General features: G+C 40.4%; 24 protein-coding genes and 1 pseudogene. 16 read left to right on the top strand and 9 right to left on the bottom strand.

Annotated features, from left to right (window positions below):
• Positions 1-20: 20 nt before the first annotated feature.
• The 10 genes and pseudogenes from acpP to BUB92_RS00325 all read left to right on the top strand — a co-directional run bounded on the left by acpP (position 21) and on the right by BUB92_RS00325 (position 6,436).
• Entirely contained in the window at positions 21-263 is a 243-nt protein-coding gene (acpP, locus tag BUB92_RS00370; RefSeq protein WP_073088819.1) for an acyl carrier protein, read from the top strand.
• Between the two features lie 20 nt (positions 264-283).
• Complete coding sequence (gene fabF / locus BUB92_RS00365) at positions 284-1,522, top strand: beta-ketoacyl-ACP synthase II (RefSeq protein WP_073088817.1); 1,239 nt, start codon at positions 284-286, stop codon at positions 1,520-1,522.
• 8 nt (positions 1,523-1,530) lie between these two features.
• Positions 1,531-1,950, top strand: a complete 420-nt coding sequence (fabZ, locus tag BUB92_RS00360) for a 3-hydroxyacyl-ACP dehydratase FabZ (protein WP_073088815.1) — start codon at positions 1,531-1,533, stop codon at positions 1,948-1,950.
• 13 nt (positions 1,951-1,963) lie between these two features.
• Positions 1,964-2,845 carry an acetyl-CoA carboxylase, carboxyltransferase subunit beta gene (gene accD / locus BUB92_RS00355; RefSeq protein WP_073088813.1) on the top strand — a complete coding sequence of 294 codons (882 nt, stop codon included), beginning with the start codon at positions 1,964-1,966 and terminating at the stop codon, positions 2,843-2,845.
• Entirely contained in the window at positions 2,823-3,776 is a 954-nt protein-coding gene (locus BUB92_RS00350) for an acetyl-CoA carboxylase carboxyltransferase subunit alpha (protein ID WP_073088812.1), read from the top strand. The genes accD and BUB92_RS00350 overlap by 23 nt, the downstream gene beginning before the upstream one ends.
• 596 nt (positions 3,777-4,372) lie before the next feature.
• Positions 4,373-4,597: a transposase gene (locus BUB92_RS00345; RefSeq protein WP_084728232.1), complete on the top strand. Its 225-nt coding sequence runs from the start codon at positions 4,373-4,375 to the stop codon at positions 4,595-4,597.
• A pseudogene (locus tag BUB92_RS11200) lies at positions 4,588-4,716 on the top strand (IS3 family transposase); the annotation flags it as partial. The gene BUB92_RS00345 and the pseudogene BUB92_RS11200, both read left to right, overlap by 10 nt.
• 340 nt (positions 4,717-5,056) lie before the next feature.
• Complete coding sequence (locus tag BUB92_RS00335; protein WP_073088808.1) at positions 5,057-5,824, top strand: hypothetical protein; 768 nt, start codon at positions 5,057-5,059, stop codon at positions 5,822-5,824.
• A 10-nt stretch (positions 5,825-5,834) separates the two neighbouring features.
• The gene (locus tag BUB92_RS00330; RefSeq protein WP_073088807.1) at positions 5,835-6,032 is read left to right on the top strand and encodes a hypothetical protein; all 198 of its coding nucleotides are present in this window, start codon (positions 5,835-5,837) and stop codon (positions 6,030-6,032) included.
• On the top strand, positions 6,029-6,436 hold the full coding sequence (locus tag BUB92_RS00325) for a hypothetical protein (protein ID WP_073088805.1): 408 nt from the start codon (positions 6,029-6,031) through the stop codon (positions 6,434-6,436). Before BUB92_RS00330 ends, BUB92_RS00325 begins: the two co-directional genes overlap by 4 nt.
• Positions 6,437-6,733: 297 nt before the next feature.
• Here BUB92_RS00325 and BUB92_RS11475 read toward each other — a convergent pair whose 3' ends face one another.
• Positions 6,734-6,883, bottom strand: coding sequence for a hypothetical protein (locus BUB92_RS11475; RefSeq protein WP_159432285.1), 150 nt, complete (start codon positions 6,881-6,883; stop codon positions 6,734-6,736).
• Between the two features lie 108 nt (positions 6,884-6,991).
• On the opposite strand from BUB92_RS11475, the gene BUB92_RS00315 reads away from it, so the two are divergent.
• Positions 6,992-7,705, top strand: a complete 714-nt coding sequence (locus tag BUB92_RS00315; protein ID WP_073088803.1) for a hypothetical protein — start codon at positions 6,992-6,994, stop codon at positions 7,703-7,705.
• Between the two features lie 57 nt (positions 7,706-7,762).
• Here BUB92_RS00315 and glnA read toward each other — a convergent pair whose 3' ends face one another.
• On the bottom strand, positions 7,763-9,196 hold the full coding sequence (gene glnA / locus BUB92_RS00310; protein WP_341372059.1) for a type I glutamate--ammonia ligase: 1,434 nt from the start codon (positions 9,194-9,196) through the stop codon (positions 7,763-7,765).
• A gap of 243 nt (positions 9,197-9,439) precedes the next feature.
• On the opposite strand from glnA, the gene BUB92_RS00305 reads away from it, so the two are divergent.
• Entirely contained in the window at positions 9,440-10,102 is a 663-nt protein-coding gene (locus BUB92_RS00305; RefSeq protein WP_073088802.1) for a hypothetical protein, read from the top strand.
• Positions 10,103-10,151: 49 nt separating this feature from the next.
• Here the strand turns inward: BUB92_RS00305 and BUB92_RS00300 are convergent, their stop codons facing one another.
• The 3 genes from BUB92_RS00300 to BUB92_RS00290 are packed head-to-tail and all read right to left on the bottom strand — an operon-like array spanning position 10,152 to position 14,416.
• Positions 10,152-11,315 (bottom strand): efflux RND transporter periplasmic adaptor subunit, encoded by a 1,164-nt coding sequence (locus tag BUB92_RS00300; RefSeq protein ID WP_073088800.1) that lies wholly within the window; start codon positions 11,313-11,315, stop codon positions 10,152-10,154.
• Positions 11,316-11,330: 15 nt separating this feature from the next.
• Positions 11,331-13,709 carry an FtsX-like permease family protein gene (locus tag BUB92_RS00295; RefSeq protein WP_073088798.1) on the bottom strand — a complete coding sequence of 793 codons (2,379 nt, stop codon included), beginning with the start codon at positions 13,707-13,709 and terminating at the stop codon, positions 11,331-11,333.
• A complete protein-coding gene (locus BUB92_RS00290; RefSeq protein ID WP_073088796.1) occupies positions 13,709-14,416 on the bottom strand; it encodes an ABC transporter ATP-binding protein in 708 nt (235 codons plus the stop codon). Before BUB92_RS00290 ends, BUB92_RS00295 begins: the two co-directional genes overlap by 1 nt.
• A gap of 126 nt (positions 14,417-14,542) precedes the next feature.
• On the opposite strand from BUB92_RS00290, the gene hpt reads away from it, so the two are divergent.
• From hpt to BUB92_RS00270, 4 genes are all read left to right on the top strand, one after another.
• A complete protein-coding gene (gene hpt, locus BUB92_RS00285) occupies positions 14,543-15,082 on the top strand; it encodes a hypoxanthine phosphoribosyltransferase (RefSeq protein WP_073088795.1) in 540 nt (179 codons plus the stop codon).
• Positions 15,083-15,092: 10 nt separating this feature from the next.
• Complete coding sequence (gene guaA, locus BUB92_RS00280) at positions 15,093-16,625, top strand: glutamine-hydrolyzing GMP synthase (RefSeq protein WP_073088793.1); 1,533 nt, start codon at positions 15,093-15,095, stop codon at positions 16,623-16,625.
• A 242-nt stretch (positions 16,626-16,867) separates the two neighbouring features.
• A complete protein-coding gene (locus tag BUB92_RS00275) occupies positions 16,868-17,155 on the top strand; it encodes a type II toxin-antitoxin system Phd/YefM family antitoxin (RefSeq protein ID WP_073088792.1) in 288 nt (95 codons plus the stop codon).
• Positions 17,145-17,453: a type II toxin-antitoxin system RelE/ParE family toxin gene (locus tag BUB92_RS00270; RefSeq protein ID WP_073088790.1), complete on the top strand. Its 309-nt coding sequence runs from the start codon at positions 17,145-17,147 to the stop codon at positions 17,451-17,453. Before BUB92_RS00275 ends, BUB92_RS00270 begins: the two co-directional genes overlap by 11 nt.
• A 250-nt stretch (positions 17,454-17,703) precedes the next feature.
• Here the strand turns inward: BUB92_RS00270 and BUB92_RS11990 are convergent, their stop codons facing one another.
• The 4 genes from BUB92_RS11990 to BUB92_RS00245 are packed head-to-tail and all read right to left on the bottom strand — an operon-like array spanning position 17,704 to position 19,534.
• Entirely contained in the window at positions 17,704-17,769 is a 66-nt protein-coding gene (locus BUB92_RS11990) for a hypothetical protein (protein WP_423230189.1), read from the bottom strand.
• 23 nt (positions 17,770-17,792) lie between these two features.
• A complete protein-coding gene (locus BUB92_RS11770) occupies positions 17,793-18,017 on the bottom strand; it encodes a DUF362 domain-containing protein (RefSeq protein ID WP_073088786.1) in 225 nt (74 codons plus the stop codon).
• A gap of 18 nt (positions 18,018-18,035) precedes the next feature.
• A complete protein-coding gene (locus tag BUB92_RS00250) occupies positions 18,036-19,175 on the bottom strand; it encodes an acyl-CoA dehydrogenase family protein (protein WP_073088785.1) in 1,140 nt (379 codons plus the stop codon).
• A gap of 2 nt (positions 19,176-19,177) precedes the next feature.
• Positions 19,178-19,534: a helix-turn-helix domain-containing protein gene (locus BUB92_RS00245; protein ID WP_073088783.1), complete on the bottom strand. Its 357-nt coding sequence runs from the start codon at positions 19,532-19,534 to the stop codon at positions 19,178-19,180.
• Between the last annotated feature and the right edge of the window lie 158 nt (positions 19,535-19,692).

Here is a 19,692-nt window from a genome sequence, read left to right as displayed (position 1 = left end):
CTATGAAGGAGGAATAAAAAATGTCAGTTTTTGAAGTTTTAAAGGAGATAATAATCGAGATTAAGGATGTGCCGGAAGAAATAGTAACCATGGATGCTTCTTTTGAAGAAGATCTGGATGCTGATTCTTTAGATATTGTTGAAATGCTTATGCTTTTGGAAGAAAGATATGATATCCAGATTCCGGAAGAAGCAGCCGAAAATATGAAGACCGTAAGGGATGCTGTTGAATATATTGAGGAAAGGCTGAAAGAAAAAGTTTAAATAATCGGGGTGGGTTGAGTTTGGCAAAAAGGGTAGTTATAACCGGCCTGGGGATGATTTCTCCCCTGGGCCATGATAAAAATACTTTCTGGCATAATTTATTAAATGGCCATACAGGCATAGGATATATCGACTATTTTGATACTTCTGATTTTCCGGTTAGGATTGCTGCCCAGGTAAAAGACTTCAAGGCAGAAGATTATCTGCCTAAGAAAGAAGTGCGCCGGATGGACAAGTTTGTCCAATATGCCTGTGCAGCTTCTAAGGTAGCGGTAGAAGATGCCGGTATTGATCTTACCAGGGTAGATAGAGAAAAAATCGGGGTATGGATAGGTTCCGGCATCGGTGGTATTGAAACCCTGGAAAAAAACCACCGGCAGATGCTGGAGAAGGGAGTAGGAGGAATTAATCCTTTTTTTATTCCTATGCTTATCCCTAATATGGCTTCTGGACAGGTGGCCATAGTGTTGGGGGTAAAGGGGCCCAACGGCTGTACGGTTACGGCCTGTGCGTCGGGGACCAACTCCATTGGGGAAGCTTTCCGCATTATCAGGGATGGACAGGCAGAAGTGATGATAGCAGGCGGGACTGAAGCTGCTATTACCCCGCTGGGGTTAGGAGGCTTTTGTGCCATGAAGGCCTTATCTGACCGTAATGATGAACCTCAAAAGGCCTGCCGGCCTTTTGATAGGGAAAGGGAAGGTTTTGTTATGGGAGAAGGAGCAGGTATTGTGGTTTTGGAAAGCCTGGAACATGCCCTGGCTAGAGGTGCCCATATTTATGCAGAAATAATCGGTTATGGAGCAAGTGCTGATGCCTGCCATATGGTACAGCCGGATGAAGAAGGAAGAGGAGCAGTTTTGGCATTCAAAATGGCATTGGCTCAAGCCGGGATAGAGCCTGAGGAGATAGATTATATAAACGCTCATGGTACAGGCACCAGGCTTAATGATGTGATTGAAACCAAAGTAATAAAAACAGTATTTGGCCCATACAGTTATGAATTGCCGGTAAGCTCCATTAAGGCAGCTACCGGACATATGCTGGGGGCAGCGGGAGCAGTTGAACTTATCGCTTCTGCTCTGGCTCTGGAGAATAACCTTATTCCTCCTACCTTGAATCTAGAAAACCAGGACCCTGAATGTGATCTCGATTATGTACCGCTTACTCCCCGGGAAAAAGAGTTAAAAACGGTGCTATCTGATTCCCTGGGCTTTGGCGGGCATAATGCGGTGCTGATATTACGCAAGTTGGGCTAGGTGATTTTATGCATATAGAAGAAATTATGAAAATAATACCTCACCGTTATCCGTTTTTGCTGGTAGATAAGATTGTGGAACTCCATCCAGGCGAAAAAGCGGTGGGGGTTAAAAATGTGACTGTTAATGAACCTTTTTTTGCCGGACATTTCCCGGGAAATCCGGTTATGCCCGGGGTTTTGATGATAGAGGCGGTAGCCCAGGTAGGAGCGATTGCTCTTTTGAGTGATGAAAGGTATAAGGGGAAACTTGCTTTTTTGGCTGGAGTTGATAAATTTCGCTTCAAGCAGAGAATAGTGCCGGGAGATGTCCTCTTTATTACTGCAGAATTAATTACAGTAAAAGGTAGTATAGGCAAGGCTAAAGGAAGTATAAGCCTTAATGGCAAACCTGTTTGTGGAGGTGAGTTCCTGTTTGCCTTATCTTGAAGGCAGATGAAATATGTTTAAAAAAGGATGGACAGATAGGAAAAAATATTATGTAGTACACCCGGCTGGTAATAAGGTTTTTGATCGTGAAAAAAGCACCGCAGGGGGGGAAGCATGTCCTTCCTGTGGGGCAAGGGTTGACCAGGAAGTTTTAAGCCAAAATTGCCGGGTTTGCCCGGAATGTGGCTATCATTATCTCCTTAGTGCGCCGGAAAGGATAGAACTGCTGGTCGATGAAGGCAGTTGGGAAGAGTTTGATAAGGAACTTATTTCTTTTAATATCTTGTGTTTCCCGGATTATGATTTAAAACTTAAAGAAGCCCGGGAGAAATCAGGGCTTAATGAGGCGGTAATTACAGGCAAGGCTAGTATAGGAGGATACAAGGTAATATTAGGGGTTATGGATTCCCGCTTTGCTATGGGAAGTATGGGCTCTGTGGTGGGGGAAAAAATACTTCGGGCAGGGGAAAGAGCGCTTAAAGAGAGGCTGCCTTTGGTTTTATGCACTGCCTCAGGCGGTGCCCGCATCCAGGAAGGCATGTTTTCCCTTATGCAGATGGCCAGAACCAGTGCGGTGATAGAAAGGCTGCATAAGGCTGGTTTGCTTTATATATCAATCATGACTCATCCTACTACCGGGGGAGTAGCAGCCAGCTTTGCTGCCCTGGCTGATATTATTATTGCTGAGCCTAAGGCTTTAATCGGTTTTACCGGGCCGCGGGTAATAAAACAGACGATAAGGCAGGAACTGCCGGAGGGGTTTCAGCAGGCAGAATTCCTGTTGGAACATGGCATGATTGATATGGTAGTAAAGAGAAACGAAATCAGAGATCTACTTATTAAGCTTTTAAAGCTCCATCAAGGAGGAAAATATGAGCAAAAAGTTTCAGTTTGAGGAACAGCATGAGAACCTTTTAAATAAACTTAATGAATTAAAAAACATTTCAGCTTCTACTGGTTTTAATCTGGACAAAGAAATTAAACTTCTCGAAGCAAAAATTGAAAGGCTCAAAGAGGAAAGGTACTCCAATTTAAGCCCCTGGGAAAAGGTGGTTTTAAGCCGTCAGGTGGACAGGCCTTCCTGCCGGCAGTATATAGAGGAAATTTTTACTGATTTTGTTGAACTGCATGGGGACCGCACTTTTGGCGATGATAAAGCTATTATAGGGGGTATAGCCTTTTTTGAGGGTATCCCGGTGACGGTGGTAGGCCATCAAAAAGGCAAAAACACCAAAGAAAATATCGAACGCAATTTTGGAATGCCGCATCCGGAAGGTTTCCGCAAAGCTAAAAGGCTGTTTTTACAGGCTGAAAAATTCAGGCGGCCGGTAATAACTTTTATAGATACTCCCGGGGCTTATCCCGGGGTAGGAGCTGAAGAAAGGGGACAGGCCTGGGCAATTGCCGAGAACTTAATGCTGCTGTCCGGGCTTAAAGTACCGATTATAAGCATAGTTATCGGAGAAGGTGGAAGCGGCGGAGCTTTAGCCCTGGCAGTAGGGGATAAGCTTTTTATGCTTTCTAACTCTGTTTTTTCCGTAGCTTCCCCGGAAGCCAGTGCGTCTATCCTGTGGAAAAGCCTTGATGAAGTAGAAAAAATGGCGGGAGCTTTAAAGCTTACTGCCGATGATCTTAAGGCTTTCGGCATTATAGATGATATTATACCTGAGCCGGTAGGGGGGGCTAATCAGGATTTAGAAGAAACAGCGGATATTATGAAAAAATGTATAAGGGAAGCTTTAGAAGAGCTTTTAAGTTTAACTTCAGAAGAACTGGTAAAGAGGCGTTATGAGAGATTAAGGAAAATGACAGTTTTGAAGTTTTGATATTTATTTTATTGCAAAAGTCGGTTTCAGGTTGAAGGGCAAGACCTGAAATTGACTTTTTTGTTTTTTGTTAAAAAGTTGATTTTTTTACTGGTTATACCTGAAAAGGTGTTATTTAAGTTCAAAATTATACCATTTATTCCCAGGATATTGATTTTTTTCTTTTTGTATTTTAGAATTGGTGGCAATTTATAGGAAAAAAATTAATCTAATATGAAAGGGGGATTGATTTATTTGCTAAAAAGCTAATTTACTCAAACTACCCTTTAAAAGCTATTGCCAGTTCTTGGTGGCATAGTTCTGATACATTTCCTACCAACCATTATCCGAATTTTAGTTTCACCTTTTGGAATCCCTCCACAGGTTGGGTTAATTAAAGCAAAGCAATTTATTGGTTTTGTTGACCAAAAGCCTTTGCGATCATAGGAAACCAGCGATAAACGGTGTAAAACTTATGGTATTTGTAGAATTCTATAGGGCTGCCACACCAAGACATTTAATGTTAAGGTGCTTGTGCCGTTAGTCTATTTAGCCCCCCAAAACCTTTAGAGAAAATCTGTCTAATGTGATAACCTTTAATAAGGAAATGGGGGTAGATGTTAATGAGCAGCAAAAACCAGTATAGTGATGAGTTTAAAGAGCAAATTATCAAAAAATGTGGGGAAACAGGTAATGTAGCTACCCAAGCCCGGCGTTATAATATTTCAACTAATACTATCCATACCTGGATTAAAAAATATCGCCAAACCGGATCTGTAAAGACTTTGCCTAAAGCAGAAATAGTAAGAACTGATAACGGGCCAGAGAAGCATATGAAATAGTAAGCCAGTACCTAGAATATTACAACCATCGGAGAATACATGGTAGTTTGGGATATCTTACTCCTGCTGAATATTATGAATTTGATAAAAAGAAGTCTGCTTTAACTCAGGTAGCTTAATATAAGCTTAAAATGATCGCGGAATTAATCTATTATGCATGACAGTAATTTCATGTAATTTTCAAAGAGCTTTAGATTTAGACAGATTTTTTACATTAATAAGGGGCTAAGGCGAGAGAACAGAATTTGCAACCCTAAGACTCCATCCAACCTAGTCCAGACCTCTACCCTTCTTTCTTATAGCCGAAATTGCTCTTTTTCAGGTAGGGTTACCCGGATGGTTGCCCCTAAAGTCTCTAAATACCGGAACATTTACAGATTTGCTTTGTTTATCTGATGAACCTTATGAAGGTTTACTTGATTAACTCGTCAGATTAATTGTTTAATGGAGGTGTAATATATGAATATAAATTTCAGAAAACTTATATCGATAATCTTAGTCTCATGTTTACTAATGACCCCGGGATTTGTAGGCAACGCTGCGGCAAAAGCACTAAAGGAAGGGAGCTTATCCAATGTCTCAGTAGAGATACAGAATGACCTGCGAGATAAAGTCATGCAAGACGGCAAGTTTAAAGAGATGCAAGCTAAGTATGCCTTTAATACAGACAACGTTGTCGTAAAGCAGTTCCCGGAAGAAAACGGTTCAGTCTATGCTGTTAGAATCCCGATTAATGATAATACTGGATATCAATACAGTTCCTATACCGTGTTCTTTGATAAAGACTGCCAGCAAAAAGAAGCAGTGTTATTCAAGTTTAATAAACTTGAGGATGGAATTTACCAATTCGTTGCTAAAACTAGCGACTCTACAGTTACAGCCAACATTTTAGAGAATGGCAAGATTCTTAATGCTGAAAAAATTGATTCATCCGGTGTAGGACAAGATCTGAGCAAGATTCTAGAGTATAAAAATCAAGATGCCAATGCATCTGGTTTTGCAGCCAGTTTTTTAACGATTAAGACCGCTATAGCAGCTGGATTCTGGTCCTGCTTTAACTCATGTTTAGCAGGGATGGGCGTCCCTGCATGGGCAATTACAGCTCTAAGTGTTGCATGTTCTGCTATATGTATTGGCACTGCGGGTGCTGCTTGTCTGCTTTGTCTTAAAGCAGCAGAAGTGGTCCTTGTAGGAACCGTAACATATTGTTTTGGGCAATGCTGGTAGGTGAGATAAGATGTTAAAATATATTTTTGATTTTCTTGCCGTAGTAACATTGCTTTTAGCAGGGTTATACAATCTTAAGAAGGCAGCTCAATTAAAAGACGAAGGCTATTTAAGAATATTTGGCTGGTGGATGTTGGGTTTGGCAATCATAATAGCTCTATTAAAACTTATACTTCCCTTATTAGTCTATATGGGGGTAATAAAATGAGAAAAATCGTTTTAGGGTTGATTTACAGCAACTTGGCTATTTCGATATTCGTATTTATTGACAAATGGGTGTTGTCTACACCTATTTGCCCGACATGTAATGCAGGCCTGAAAACAACACATTTGATATTATCATTACTATCACTTGTAGGAGCCTGTGTAATTTTGGGGTTATACATGATGGGAAAAAAGTGGAAGGTGATTAGAATTGTTTGTATTGTGACAGCTGGGGTTTCTGCAGTAATATCATCCGCATTGATGAATATCCAAGCAACAGGCGGTTGGAGCATTTGCTGGCTTTGTTTCACCTCAGAAATCTTTTATTATCTGGTATTTATAGCAGTAACAACCGAATTAGTTATATCACCCAAATTTCGCAGTTTAAAACAGGCATCAAAGCCCTAATTTATGCTGGTTGGCCAGCAATCCAATATTGAACTTGACACAAAATTACTGCGTATAAACCCTGGGGAATTTTTTGAGCAGTTCGGCAATGAAAAGCAAAAGATACCGTATGGCGGTCTGGTCGACTTAGCCCCTTATTAATGTAAAAAATCTGTCTAAATCTAAAGCTCTTTGAAAATTACATAAAATTACTGTCATACATAATAGATTAATTCTGCGCTCATTTTAAGCTTAATTTTAAGCTTATACTAAGCTACCTGGGTTAAAGAAGAATTCTTTTTATGAAGTTCATAATATTCAGCAGGAGTAAGATATCCCAAACTGCGTATGAATAGTATTAGTTGAAATATTATAACGCTGGGCTTGGGTAGCTACATTACCTGTTTCCTGACATTTTTTGATAATTTGCTCTTTAAACTCATCACTGTACTGGTTTTTGCTGCTCATTAACATCTACCCCCATTTCCTTATTAAAGGTTATCACATTAGACAGATTTTCTCTAAAGGTTTTGGGAGCTAAATAGGTTTCAGTTATAGCAATTAGGAGGGGTAATTATGAAGCGGTTATTTTTGGTACTGTTTTTAATTTTAGGTTTCTTTTTATTATTTAAAGGGATAAGTTATGCGATTTCTCCTGCTCAACAGGCTACAATAGCTACGCAGGAAGAATGGAATAAAGACTGGAAGTATCTGTGCCTGGAAAAATGGCAGGATTTTGGTTTTAATAGCCCGGAAGAAGTTAAAAAGGCGCAAATCGGTAAACCTTTTCCGATAAAAATGGTAGATATAAAGGAGTTTGTAGTCGCAAAAGAGATAATCCCCCAGACCAGGGAGGCTTATCGTTATGTCTTTCCTATTCAGGTTGAAGGTAAAGTTGTAAACGAGATTCATACCGGGTTGTCGTCTGGAAAATGGGAAACTATAATGATAGGAGGTAATATATCTAAAGTTCTTTATGAAATAGCTGCAGCTAATGATATACAACCTGACGAAGTAAATATTGTGTTTTTAGGTACCAGCAAATATCTGGTTTTTAATTCGAACCAGGAAGAAGTTGCTGTAAAGATTACCGAAAATGATAAAAGTTATAAAAATCAGGTGGATGTTTTTAAACAGGAAGCAAAAGAATTGCAGGAATTTATAAGTAATAAAGGAGAAAATATGCAGGAATATATAGGTCTAATGTTAATAGAGGGAGAAAGAAGTATTCAGCAAGAAAATTGGCTTAAAAGATTAGCGAGGTTTATACAGTATAAATTACAGATATAAATTAACCAAAAACAGGCTAATGCTTTTTGAAGTGCAGGCATTAGCCTGTTTTGGCTTTTACAGGTCGTAATACATTTCAAATTCCATAGGATGAGGGATATCATTAACCCTGCGGGCTTCTTTTCTTTTAGCCTCAATCCAGATTTCAATAAGGCGTTTCGGGAATACTCCGCCTTTGAGCAGGAAATCATGGTCTTTTTCCAGAGCATCTAAAGCTTCATCCAGTGATTGGGGAAGAGATTTTATTTTAGCCTGTTCTTCAGGTGGCAGATTATAAAGATTTACATCATAAGGGCCAAAGCCTTCGGCTACGGGATCAATTTTTTGCTGTATGCCGTCTAATCCCGCCATTAATATAGCCGAAAATGCCAGATAAGGATTGCAGGTAGCATCAGATGAGCGGAATTCAAACCGTTTTTGTTCCGGTGATTTGGCATAGGCCGGGACCCTTATTACCGCACTGCGGTTGGCGGTAGCAAAACATATGCTTACTGGTGCTTCATATCCGGGGACTAAACGCTTGTAGGAATTGGTGCTGGGATTGGTAAAAGCAAGTACAGCTGGGGCATGTTTTAAGAGTCCGCCGATAAAATACATAGCTTCCTGGCTTAAGCCGGCATAACCGTTTTCATCATAGAATATAGGCTTTCCTTCTTTAAAAAGGTGCATATGTACATGTAAGCCGCTGCCGGCTTCTCCATAGAGAGGCTTGGGCATAAAAGTGACGGTTTTTCCTTCCTTAAAGGCAAGATTTTTAATAAGATACTTGGCCAGCATAGTTTTATCTGCCATTTCCCGCATGGGGCCAAATTCAACTTCGATTTCAATCTGTCCGGGGCCGCCTACTTCATGGTGATGGTATTTTACCGGAATACCGTTTTGTTCTAACAACATGCTCATACGGGAGCGCAGATCATAAAGAACGTCCTGAGGTGCTGTTATATGGTAGCCGCCTTTTAAAGGGATTTTATAGCCCAGGTTTTGATATTCGTTGCTGCCGCTGTTCCAGATAGCCTGTTCGGCATCGATGCGGAATCCCGTTTTGTTAGGAAGAGCTTCATAGCTTACATGATCAAATACATAAAATTCGTATTCAGGACCTATGCGCATTTCATCAGCTATTCCGGTAGATTTCATGTATTCTTCAGCTTTGAAAGCTACTGCCCGGGGATCCTGGTCAAAACGGTAGTTTTCCGGTTGAGCAATAACATAGACATCTCCTATCATGCTTAAGGTAGGGACTTCAGTGAAAGGGTCATATACGGCGGTAGATATGTCGGGGATAAATACCATATCGCTTTTTTCGACCGGTGCAAAGCCGTAATTGGAGCCGTCAAAGCCTATGCCGTATTTTAAGGTATCAGGTTTAAAACGGCCAACCGGAATACTTAGATGCCTCCACCTTCCGATGAGGTCAATCATCTTAAAGTCAATCATCTGAATGTTTTCGCGTTTACAGAAATCCATTACTTCATCATAAGTTTTAAACACATGTGAACCCCCTTTGGTTTTATAAAGTTTATGCGTATAAAATTACATTACGGAATAAGTATAACTTATGACCTTGCATAAATTCAATTATTATTTTTGCCATAATATTCTTTTGAAAAGGGAAGCATATATTTACCTCGAGCTTAATATCTATGTAGCAGCTATTGATAAAAGATTTTTAAAAGCTTGAGGTGAGAAATTATTAAAAATAAGAGATGGGTTGTAATCGCATTTCTCCTTATATTGGCCGGATGCTTCTTCCTGCTTGCCCCTTATGCCCACAACTATTATGTGAAATCTAAGCTTGACCCGGGAATAGAATTAGATAAAGCTTTAAAGCGCATGGCAGGGATTAAAAGTTTTCGCTATAGCCTGTATTCAGGATTTACCGTTAATGGAAGGGGGGAGGTGATAAGCAGGATAGAAGGGGAAAAAAATGGTGAGAATACGCATATAAAGGGGGAGATGGTTAACACACCGGTTGATATTTATTATATCGACCAGACGATTTATAACTATGACTGTTTTGCCGATAAGTGGCTGGTAATTGAAAGTGACCAGACTAATTTTGAGGATTTGATGATAAGCGAACTACACCCGCTGTCTAATTTTAGATTTCATGATATAAGCAATATTACTAAAAATGGATTTGAAAAGGTGGATGGGCGGGAATGTCTGGTGGTGATGTGCAGGCCGGCAGTAGAAAATAAGCTATTAGAAACCTTATGGCATGATTTCACTTATACTATATGGATAGATTATAAGCAAAATGTGATAAGAAAAGCAGTTCTGCAAGCTGAGAACAAGCAGGCTAATAATACGAAGCTGAAGATAGAGGTAAAGTTCAAGGATCTGGATAAGGAAATAAAGATAACTCCTCCGGATATAACGGCTAAAAAGAAATAACGATGATAAGGGGGAAACGGCGGAAAGCCTGTTTACCCCTTCGCTTTTGTTATGGCAGGCGGGTTTTTACCGGGGTATTTTCCTTTAATTCCAGGCTACCGTTTTTGACAATCAAGTCGCCTTCTTTTAGTCCGCTTTTTACTTCAATATTTTCTCCGCTTATAAAACCGGTTTTTATCTTTTGATATTTAATTTTTCCCTCAACTATCTTTAGCACCTCTGTAGATTTGTCCGTAGTTCGGAGTGCTTCACGCGGGATAATTAATACATTTTTATGTTGCCTGGTTATTATACTTATATTTACTTCATATCCAGGTTTGAGGCTGGATTTTTGGTCGATGCTGATTATAACCGGAACCCGGTATTCCAATACTCCTAAAGCTGATTTTTTTTCTTCGGCTTTAGGGTAGATTTTTTCTACTTTGCCTGTAAGCTTATCATTTCCTAGTACCGGGGAGGTAATAATTACCCCCTGGCCAGGCTTTATTTCTGCCATATTATCACTGGCAATATCAGCCTTTATCTCCAGATTATCCATATCTGCCAGGACGGCCAACAATGTTCCGGCACTTACAGGCTGACCTTTTTTTATGTTTAAATCCATTATAGTACCGCTTATAGGACTTTTTATTACTAAATCGTTCTTTTTCTCTTCCAGCTCTTTAATGATTTTTTGCAGTTCATTAATCTGCAATAACAGGTTATCTACATAGGCCAGGTTTTTGGAAAGGTCAACTTCCAGTTGTTTTACCGCTTTTTGCGCTTCTTCCAGCCCGGTTTGGCTTACGGCACCGGCCTGAAAAAGTGATCTCATGCGTTCAAGATGGTTTTTAGCTTCCTCCAGTTCCAACTCAGTTTGTTTTACTGCTGTTTGAGTTAAGGACAAATTGGCTTCGACCTGTAAAAGAGCAGATCTCGTTTCGGCAAGCTTAAGGGTTAAATCTGGATTTCCCAGAGTTATTAATAAATCGCCTTTTTTAACCTCCTGTCCAATTTCTACTGCTATATCTTTTACTATGCTGTTTTGGGTGGCATAGATATTACATTCCCGAGCTGGCTTTACAATGCCGGTATCTTTTATTTCGCTTGTAATATGGCTTTTTTTAACGGCCAAAACCTCTACTTCTACTGGCCTGGGCTTAAAAACCAGAATAAGGATGATTATTCCCAGAACCACGGCGGGAATAGAATAATATTTAGCTTTTTTATCCACTCATCTCTCCCCTTTTTAATCGATATTTTTCAAGATTTCCGCAGGTGTTAATTCTTTTAAGCGGCGTATTCCCAGATAATGACCGATAAGTGTGAATATTATGCCTCCTCCTATAGAGAACAAATATGTTGCCGGGTAAATAACTACTGGTATCGAATATAAATCGGTACTTACGGTTTTTACGTATAAATGGGCCATGATGTAACCGAGAGGAAGTCCTGAAACTATTCCAGGAAAGGCTGGCAGTATAGTTTCTTTGAGTATCAGGCTAGCAATTTCACGATCGGAAAAACCCATAGCTTTAAGAGAAGCCAGTTCTGTTCTGCGTTCGGTAAAGCTTATAACCGAAGAATTATATATTATAGCAAAACCTAAAACGATGGCGAATGTCAGCATTATTCCCACAAAGTATATTACGCTGTCCAGCATGGACATAATGTTATCTTTTTCCTCCTGACGGCTGATAATCGAAGTTATTCCTGTTATATCGCTCAGTTCCTGTTCAACGCTCTTTATTTTGGCCTCTTCTACCTGGAGCAGGGCACCATTTACAGCATGGTTTTCATCAAGCAGCTTTTGAGCCTGGGAAAGGGATACAAAGGAATTCTGGCCCATTAATTGGTAATTTAAATCTATGACTGTTAATTCTTTTTTTTCCACTTTTATTGATGGGATGAGGATTTCCACGGTGACCTTATCTCCTGCTTTGACTCCCAGTTTTTGGGCTGTTTTTTCGCTTAATAAGATACCTTCCTGGGGGATGGTTAATTGATGGCCTTGATTATCAACAGGGGTTTTTAACCTGCTTTCCGGAATAATTCCGGAAATGATATCATCTGCACTTTTATGATGGAAAGTGATTTTTACCGGTATTTCCATGAAGGGTTCTACCCTGCTTATGCCGTCTAAGCTTTCAAGATAGATGATTTCCTTTGGTCCTACCGGGGAAGAAAATCTTACTAGAAGATCATATTTAATTTCCTGGTTAAAATGCTTATCCAGCATGTAATCTATAGCATCATTCATGAAAAAGGAAACTACCAGGAGGGCTACAGCGATAGTTACGCCGAAAAAGGTTACTAAAGAACGCATACGATTGCGAAAAGCGGTTCTTATGCTGATTTTCCAGGCTGTACTTAGATGCTGCCATAACCATCTCCATTTTTCAAGCGGGGTATGATAACCCTGGCCTGGCGGCTTAGGACGCATTGCTTCTGCCGGATTGATTTTTACCAGGGAACGGGTGGCGGAAAATCCTGCTGCTATTCCTACCCCCAGGCTTAACAGGATACTGTATATTATTACTTTTAGATTGATACCGCCTATAGCGGCAGGAAGATTAAAAAACTGGGCATAGAGGTCGGAGATGGATGCTGCGAATAAAAGGCCCAGCATTATGCCCAGGATTACTCCTAGTACGCTTACGGCCAGAGCATAGCCGGTAAAATAGATTATCAGTTTGCGGTTGCTGTATCCCAAAGCTTTTAAAATTCCTATTTCTCTGCGCTGTCTGGTTATCATTCGTCGGAGCAGGACAAACTGGATGGCTGCTGCTACCAGCAAAAACAGAAGGGGCAAAAAACGGGAGGTAGTTAAAAGCCCGTCCAGTTCTCCCTGCAGGGCAGCATGGCTTAACTGCTGGCTACGCGGAAAGCTGGTCAGATAGCCATAAGGTTCGAGAATTTTTTCGATTTTGCTTACCGCTTTTTTTTCGTCAATACCGGGATGGAACTGAACCAGCACTTGATTAATCTGCCTGTCTAGGCCTAATATTTTTTGGGCCTGACGGGTAGGCAGCATCAAGATGGCAAAAGTTTGGGGCTGGGGAAAAAGATGTCCCGCATCTTTTATAATGTATGTAAACTCAGGTCCGGTAGCTGTGCCTACTACTGTCAAAGGAATCTTTTTTTCCTGGGCTATTATAGTTATGTTAGCAGGTAATGTCAGATGGTTGGCTGTGTAATACTGCGAGTCGATCATCGCTTCGATATGGCTGTCTCGGGGAGCAGCCTCGAAAAAACGCCCCTGGAGTAATTGAATGCGGTTTAATTCATTATCAAGAGGCAGGTTATAGCTGGTTAGCCTTGCCGTAGCTCTGCTTTTATCCCTTTTTATAATGGCTACATCCTGCTGAATTCTCCCCGTAGCCTTTTTTACTTCCGGCAGGGCTTCGATTTTTTGGCTGATTTCTTCCGGGGCTCTGATTACCTGAAAATAATAATCAGCAAAGTTGTTGTCCTGGTAAAAAATGTCCCGGGCACGGGTGAGATTGTGAAATGCCGTATTTATGGAAATATATATAGAAATGCCGATGGCTATAACGGCAACCATAGCCAGGAATTGGCCCCGGGTTTTCCAGATGGTACGCCTGAGTTTTCTTAAGAGTATAATCATCACCATGCAATCCTTTCGGGCGGAACAGGGTGGGGGTTAGCTATTATTTCCAGTATTTTTCCACTACCCATGCGTATTATGTTATGAGCCATAGTGCTGATAGCCGAGTTATGGGTAACAATAATTATAGTAGTACCTAATTCTTCATTTATCTTTTTAAGTAGAGACAGGATCTTTTGGCCAGTAGCCAGGTCAAGAGCACCAGTAGGTTCATCACATAAGAGCAGACGCGGGTTTTTTACCAGGGCTCTGGCAATGGCCACTCTTTGTTGTTCACCGCCGCTTAATTGAGAGGGAAAGTGGTTTTTTCTTGCCGCAAGGCCGACTTTTTCTAAGACTTTCCTGCTGGACAAGGGGTTTTTTACTAAATTAGCAGCTAGTTCTACATTTTCCAGAGCTGTAAGATCAGCAATCAGATTGTAAAACTGAAAAACAAATCCGATTTCCCGGCGTCTGTACAGGGTGAGTTCCTGATCATCCAGCCTGGTTAGATCACGGTCATAAAAAAATATACTGCCTGCAGAAGGTCTATCCATTCCTCCTATCATATTCAGCAAGGTACTTTTGCCTGATCCGCTAGGTCCTAAAATAACCGTGATCTCGTGTTCGTTTATTTCCAGGCTGATATCTTTTAATGCTTCAACTGTTACTTCTCCCATATGATAAAACTTATTTACCCCTATTAGTTTTAACAAGATTTTACTCATATGCTGTGTTCCTCCTGCCTATGCCATTATTATAGCAAACTATGCTGACCATAATTCAATTTGTTAATATTATTTGCACCGGAGGAAAGTTGTTGATATAATCCTTCATATAGAGGAGGGATAAAATTGAACCGTAATGATGTAGAAATATTATATGATAAGGAAACCATAAGAAGTAAAGTAAAAGAATTGGCTGAGCAGATAAGCCGGGATTATGAAGGCAAGGATCTTCTGCTGGTGGGGATACTGAAGGGTGCTTTTGTTTTTATGGCCGATTTGATAAGAGAGATTGATATACCGGTAGAACTTGATTTCATGGATGTTTCCAGCTATGGTATGTCTACCGTTTCTTCGGGTGAAGTGCGTATTTTAAAAGATCTGGATTATTCCATAAAAGACAGGGATGTTTTAGTGGTAGAGGACATAATTGATACCGGGCTTACTCTTAAATATATAAAAGAACTGCTTTTAAAGAGAGAGCCGAGAAGTGTTAAGACCTGCTGCCTTCTGGACAAGCCAGAGAGGCGGAAAGTAGATATTAATGCTGATTATGTAGGTTTTGTTATCCCGGATGAGTTTATTGTAGGCTATGGCATAGATTATGCTGAAAAATACCGCAATATCCCTGAAATATGTATTTTGAAACCTTCAGTCTATCAGAAATAGAGGTGGACGAATGAAAAAAGAGTTAGTATTAGTTCTGGATTTTGGCGGACAGTATAATCAGCTTATTGCTCGCCGGGTGAGAGAATTATCTGTATATAGTGAGATGGTTCCCTATGATATATCCCTGGAAGAGATTAAGGCTAAAGCACCTGATGCGATAATTTTAACCGGAGGACCTTCCAGCGTACATGAAAAAGATGCTCCTTCCTGTGATCCCCGTATTTTTGAGCTGGGGATTCCTGTCTTAGGCATATGTTATGGCATGCAGCTTATGGCCTACAAGCTGGGAGGAGTAGTAGGGGAGAGTACAATAAGGGAGTATGGCCGCAGTTATCTAGAAGTAAAAGAAGAGGATCCCCTTTTTAAGGGGCTGGAGCGAAAGATGCAGGTTTGGATGAGCCACGGGGATTCTGTAAACCAGTTGCCGGAAGGATTTCGGATTACAGCCAGTACGGACCATTGTCCGGTAGCAGCTATGAGCTGTCCGGAAAGAAAGCTTTACGGAGTACAGTTTCATCCCGAAGTAAAACATACGGTTTACGGCATGGAAATACTTAAAAATTTCCTGTTTGAGGTAGCCGGGCTTAAAGGCGACTGGGATTTAAGTGATTTTATAGCCGAGAGCATCGAAGAAATAAGGAACAAAGTCGGCAATAAAAAAGTCTTATGTGCTTTAAGCGGTGGAGTCGATTCTTCGGTAGCTGCCGCCCTGGTGCATAAGGCCGTGGGAGACCAGCTGGTATGTGTGTTTGTTGATAACGGCCTTTTACGCAAAGGGGAAGCCGAGCAGGTAGTAGAAACCTTTAAGGATAAAATGGGCATGAACCTTATATTTGTGCAGGCTGAAGAGAGATTTTTAAAGAAATTGGCCGGGGTAACTGACCCGGAGAAAAAACGCAAGATTATAGGCGAAGAATTTATCCGCGTTTTCGAAGAAGAAAAGGCTAAATTAGGGGAAATAGATTATCTGGTCCAGGGTACGGTATATCCTGACATCATTGAAAGTGGTACCAAGACAGCCCACACCATAAAGAGCCACCATAATGTAGGCGGACTTCCTGAAGATATGGATTTTGAGCTTTTAGAACCCTTAAGGCTTCTTTTTAAGGATGAGGTAAGGCTGATTGGGGAAAAACTGGGCTTGCCTAAAGAAATAGTATGGCGGCAGCCTTTCCCGGGACCTGGTCTGGGAGTAAGGGTTTTAGAAGAAGTTACCAAAGAAAAACTGGAAATCTTAAGAGAAGCAGATGCTATCGTCCGGGAAGAAATCAAAAAAGCAGGTTTGGAACAGGAATTATGGCAGGCTTTTGCCGTACTTCCACCTATCAAAAGCGTAGGGGTAATGGGTGATGCCCGTACCTATGCCTATCCTATAATTATCCGGGCGGTAGTAAGTGATGACGCCATGACAGCCGAATTTGCCCGCTTGCCTTATGAACTTCTGGATGTAATGGCAAGAAGAATTGTAAATGAAGTAAAAGGAGTAAACCGGGTAGTATATGATATAACCAGCAAACCACCCGGCACTATCGAGTGGGAGTAAAATAGCTAAGGTGCGTTTGGGGGATAAATAATCCCCCTTTAATACTTTCGAATCGAAACAGTTTTTAATTTGGGGACGGTTCTAAAATTAAAAAGTATTTCGAATCGTAATAAATTTGGGCCCGGAGATTATTGATGGCAAATAACTATATATAAAAAAGTTGTAATTTTTTACTGATTCATTGATTTAATTAGCATAATTATGATAAAATTACGATAAAATAGACCGAAGGTGGTGACTATATGCCACATATCAGACCTGTATCTGATTTGCGAAATAATTTTGCAGAGATATCAAGGATTGTTCACGAAACAGGGGAACCAGTATTTTTGACCAAGAATGGTTATGGTGATATGGTTGTTATGAGTATGGAAGCTTATGAACGCAAACTGTTTGCAAGTGAAATTTACTTTAAGTTGAAGGAAGCGGAACTGGAAGCAAAATCAACTGATAAACGTTATTCCCATAAAGAAGTGTTTAATGAATTAAGGGCAAGGTTAACGGATAAGGTGGAATCTGATGAAGTATGAAATTAGATACCTGCCTTTGGCAAGTAAAGATTTATATAATATTGTGTCTTATATTGCAGATGAGCTAAAAGCACCAAAGGCAGCAATGGATTTAATTGATGCATTGGATACTTCTATATCAAGGCTTGCACAGTTTCCGTATTCATGCAGGATATATTATCCTGAAAAATCCCTTGAAAATGAATATAGAGTATTACCTGTAAAAAACTATTTAGTGTTCTATGTGGTTAAAGAACAGGTTGTTGAGATTCACAGGGTTATATATGCTAAAATGGATTTAAGCAAAGTCATAAAATGATATTATTGACACTATAGAAAATAAAAACAATGAATGAAAATGACCGTACTAAAAACGTACTAAAATTTTTTGAAGCGGTAAATTTTTAATGAAAATAGAAATAATAATGACGTGAAATGCAGTAAAATCAAGGGTGGAAAATACTGAAAAAGACTTAATCACGGAGTGGGAGTAAACGACTGCAGGGACAGTCTTATGTCTCTTAAGCCAAAAAGAGGGGGATAGCATAAAAACTATCCCCCTTTTGATCTTAATCTAATATAATAACTTTTACTGTTCTCATACCCCAGTTATAAGCTTCTGTTTTAGAATCCATAAACAAGTCGATACGGTTGCCTTTTATTTTACCTCCCTGGTCAGCGGATATAGCTTACCCATAACCTTCGATACAAGGTCTGTTTCCATGATAGCATAAGAAGGGCAGCTGTCCTTACATTCGCCACATGCTGTACATTTCTCCGGATCAATTTTATATACGCCGATAGGGCTAATAGCCCCGCATGGGCATATATCAGCACATAATCCACAGGAAGAGCATTTATTTTCATCTATTATGAAAGCCATGGCTGTTTCTCCTTATTTTTATAGCTGGGAAGCTATGAGCATTTTCTGTATGTTATTGGTGCCTTCCAGGGTAGATAAAGATCTGGCATCCCGTACCAGGTGTTCGATATAAGAGTTTTTATCATAGCTTCTGGCTCCTATGATATCAGCAGCTTTGAGGGTGATTTCCTGGGCTGTAGTGCTGGCAGCCAGTTTAGCCATGGAAGAATGCATGGAAAAATCGCCACCCTGATCCATAAGCCAGGAGGCTTTCCAGGTTATAAGGCGGGCCATTTCCAGCTTGGTAGCCATTTCAGCCAAGTCAAAGGCTATGGCCTGGTGGCTGCGGATTTTAGAACCAAACTGTATTCGGTTTTCAGCAAATAAAAGGGCTTCTTCGTAGGCGGCACGGGCAATGCCTAAAGAAGCTGCGGCTACCATTACTCTTCCTAAATCAAAAGTTTGGGTAAGAAGAAAATAGCCGCTTCCTGGTTTGCTTTCCTCAATTACATATTCATGGGGCAGAAGGGCATCTTCAAAAATTAACTGGCATATGCTCAGATGTTCCAAACCGGAAGTATCATATTTACGGCCTATTTTAAGTCCTGCGGTACTGGAAGGGACCAGGAATATTCTAAGCCATATTTTATCTACCGGTTTTTGCGTAAAAGCAGCCAGCGTTACCAGTTTGGATACTCCTGCATTTATAATAAAGTCTTTGGTCCCGTTAATTATGAAACCTTCATCAGTTCTGGTAGCAATAGTATGCATTTGGGCCAGGTCGGAACCTCCTTCCGGTTCAGTTAAGGCAAAAGAAGCTAGTTCAGCTTTTTTGCCGGTAAACCAGGGAAGGAAATATTCTTTTTGCTTTTCATTACCAGCCAGCATGATAGGTTCAACAGCGTGGAGAGTAGCTACCAGCATAGCGGCCGCAGCAGGAAAAAGTGCCGCTATCTCTTCCACCACTAAAACGGTAGTGGAACGATTAAGTCCCAATCCTCCATATTCTTTAGGGATAGTAGGACAGACCAAATTATATTCGGCAAGGGTTGATAATATCTCTCTTTTAAAACCTGGCCGGTTTAGATGTTTTTCCCGGATTTTTTTTAGCTTGCTGCCTAATTCTTCACGCACCATCCTGATTAATTCCATCTGGAAGGGGGAAATACTGAAATCCATCTTTATCGCCTCTCCTTTTTGCGCCATTTTAGATATTCAATATAAGAAGATATTTCTTTGAGATCTTCTGTATCCAAATCCTTAAGCAGAAAGGTTATTTTATCAATAAGTTCGGCATTATTTGCAGATGAGCTTGACCAATCTTTGTTGGAAGGAGATGATTCGAGAAAGTATTCTAGTGGTTTTTCTAGAATTTCGGATAGTTTTTCCATGTGCGAAAGATAAAGACGTCTTTTGCCTTTTTCGTAGTTGGAAAGAGCAGACTGGGAACAGCCCAGGGCTTTGGCCAGCTGTTCTTGAGTAAGTCCTTTTTCTTCCCTGGCCATTTGAATTTTGCGCCCAATATCTTTAAAGCTCATCTATCTTCAAGCCCCCTTTGACAATATAATAGCTTATTGTTTGTTATAAGCCTACTGTTTAGGTGGAATGAATTTAGGCTTAATAAAAAAAAGGGGCTTTTCTTTCCCCTTTTTAAATATAATTTAGCTTCAAATGTGAGCCTATTTAAGTGGTTGCC

The organism is Thermosyntropha lipolytica DSM 11003 (assembly GCF_900129805.1).
GTDB lineage: Bacteria > Bacillota > Syntrophomonadia > Syntrophomonadales > Syntrophomonadaceae > Thermosyntropha > Thermosyntropha lipolytica.
Note: the sequence above shows the minus strand (reverse complement) of the source record. Positions and strands in the feature narration are given on the sequence as shown.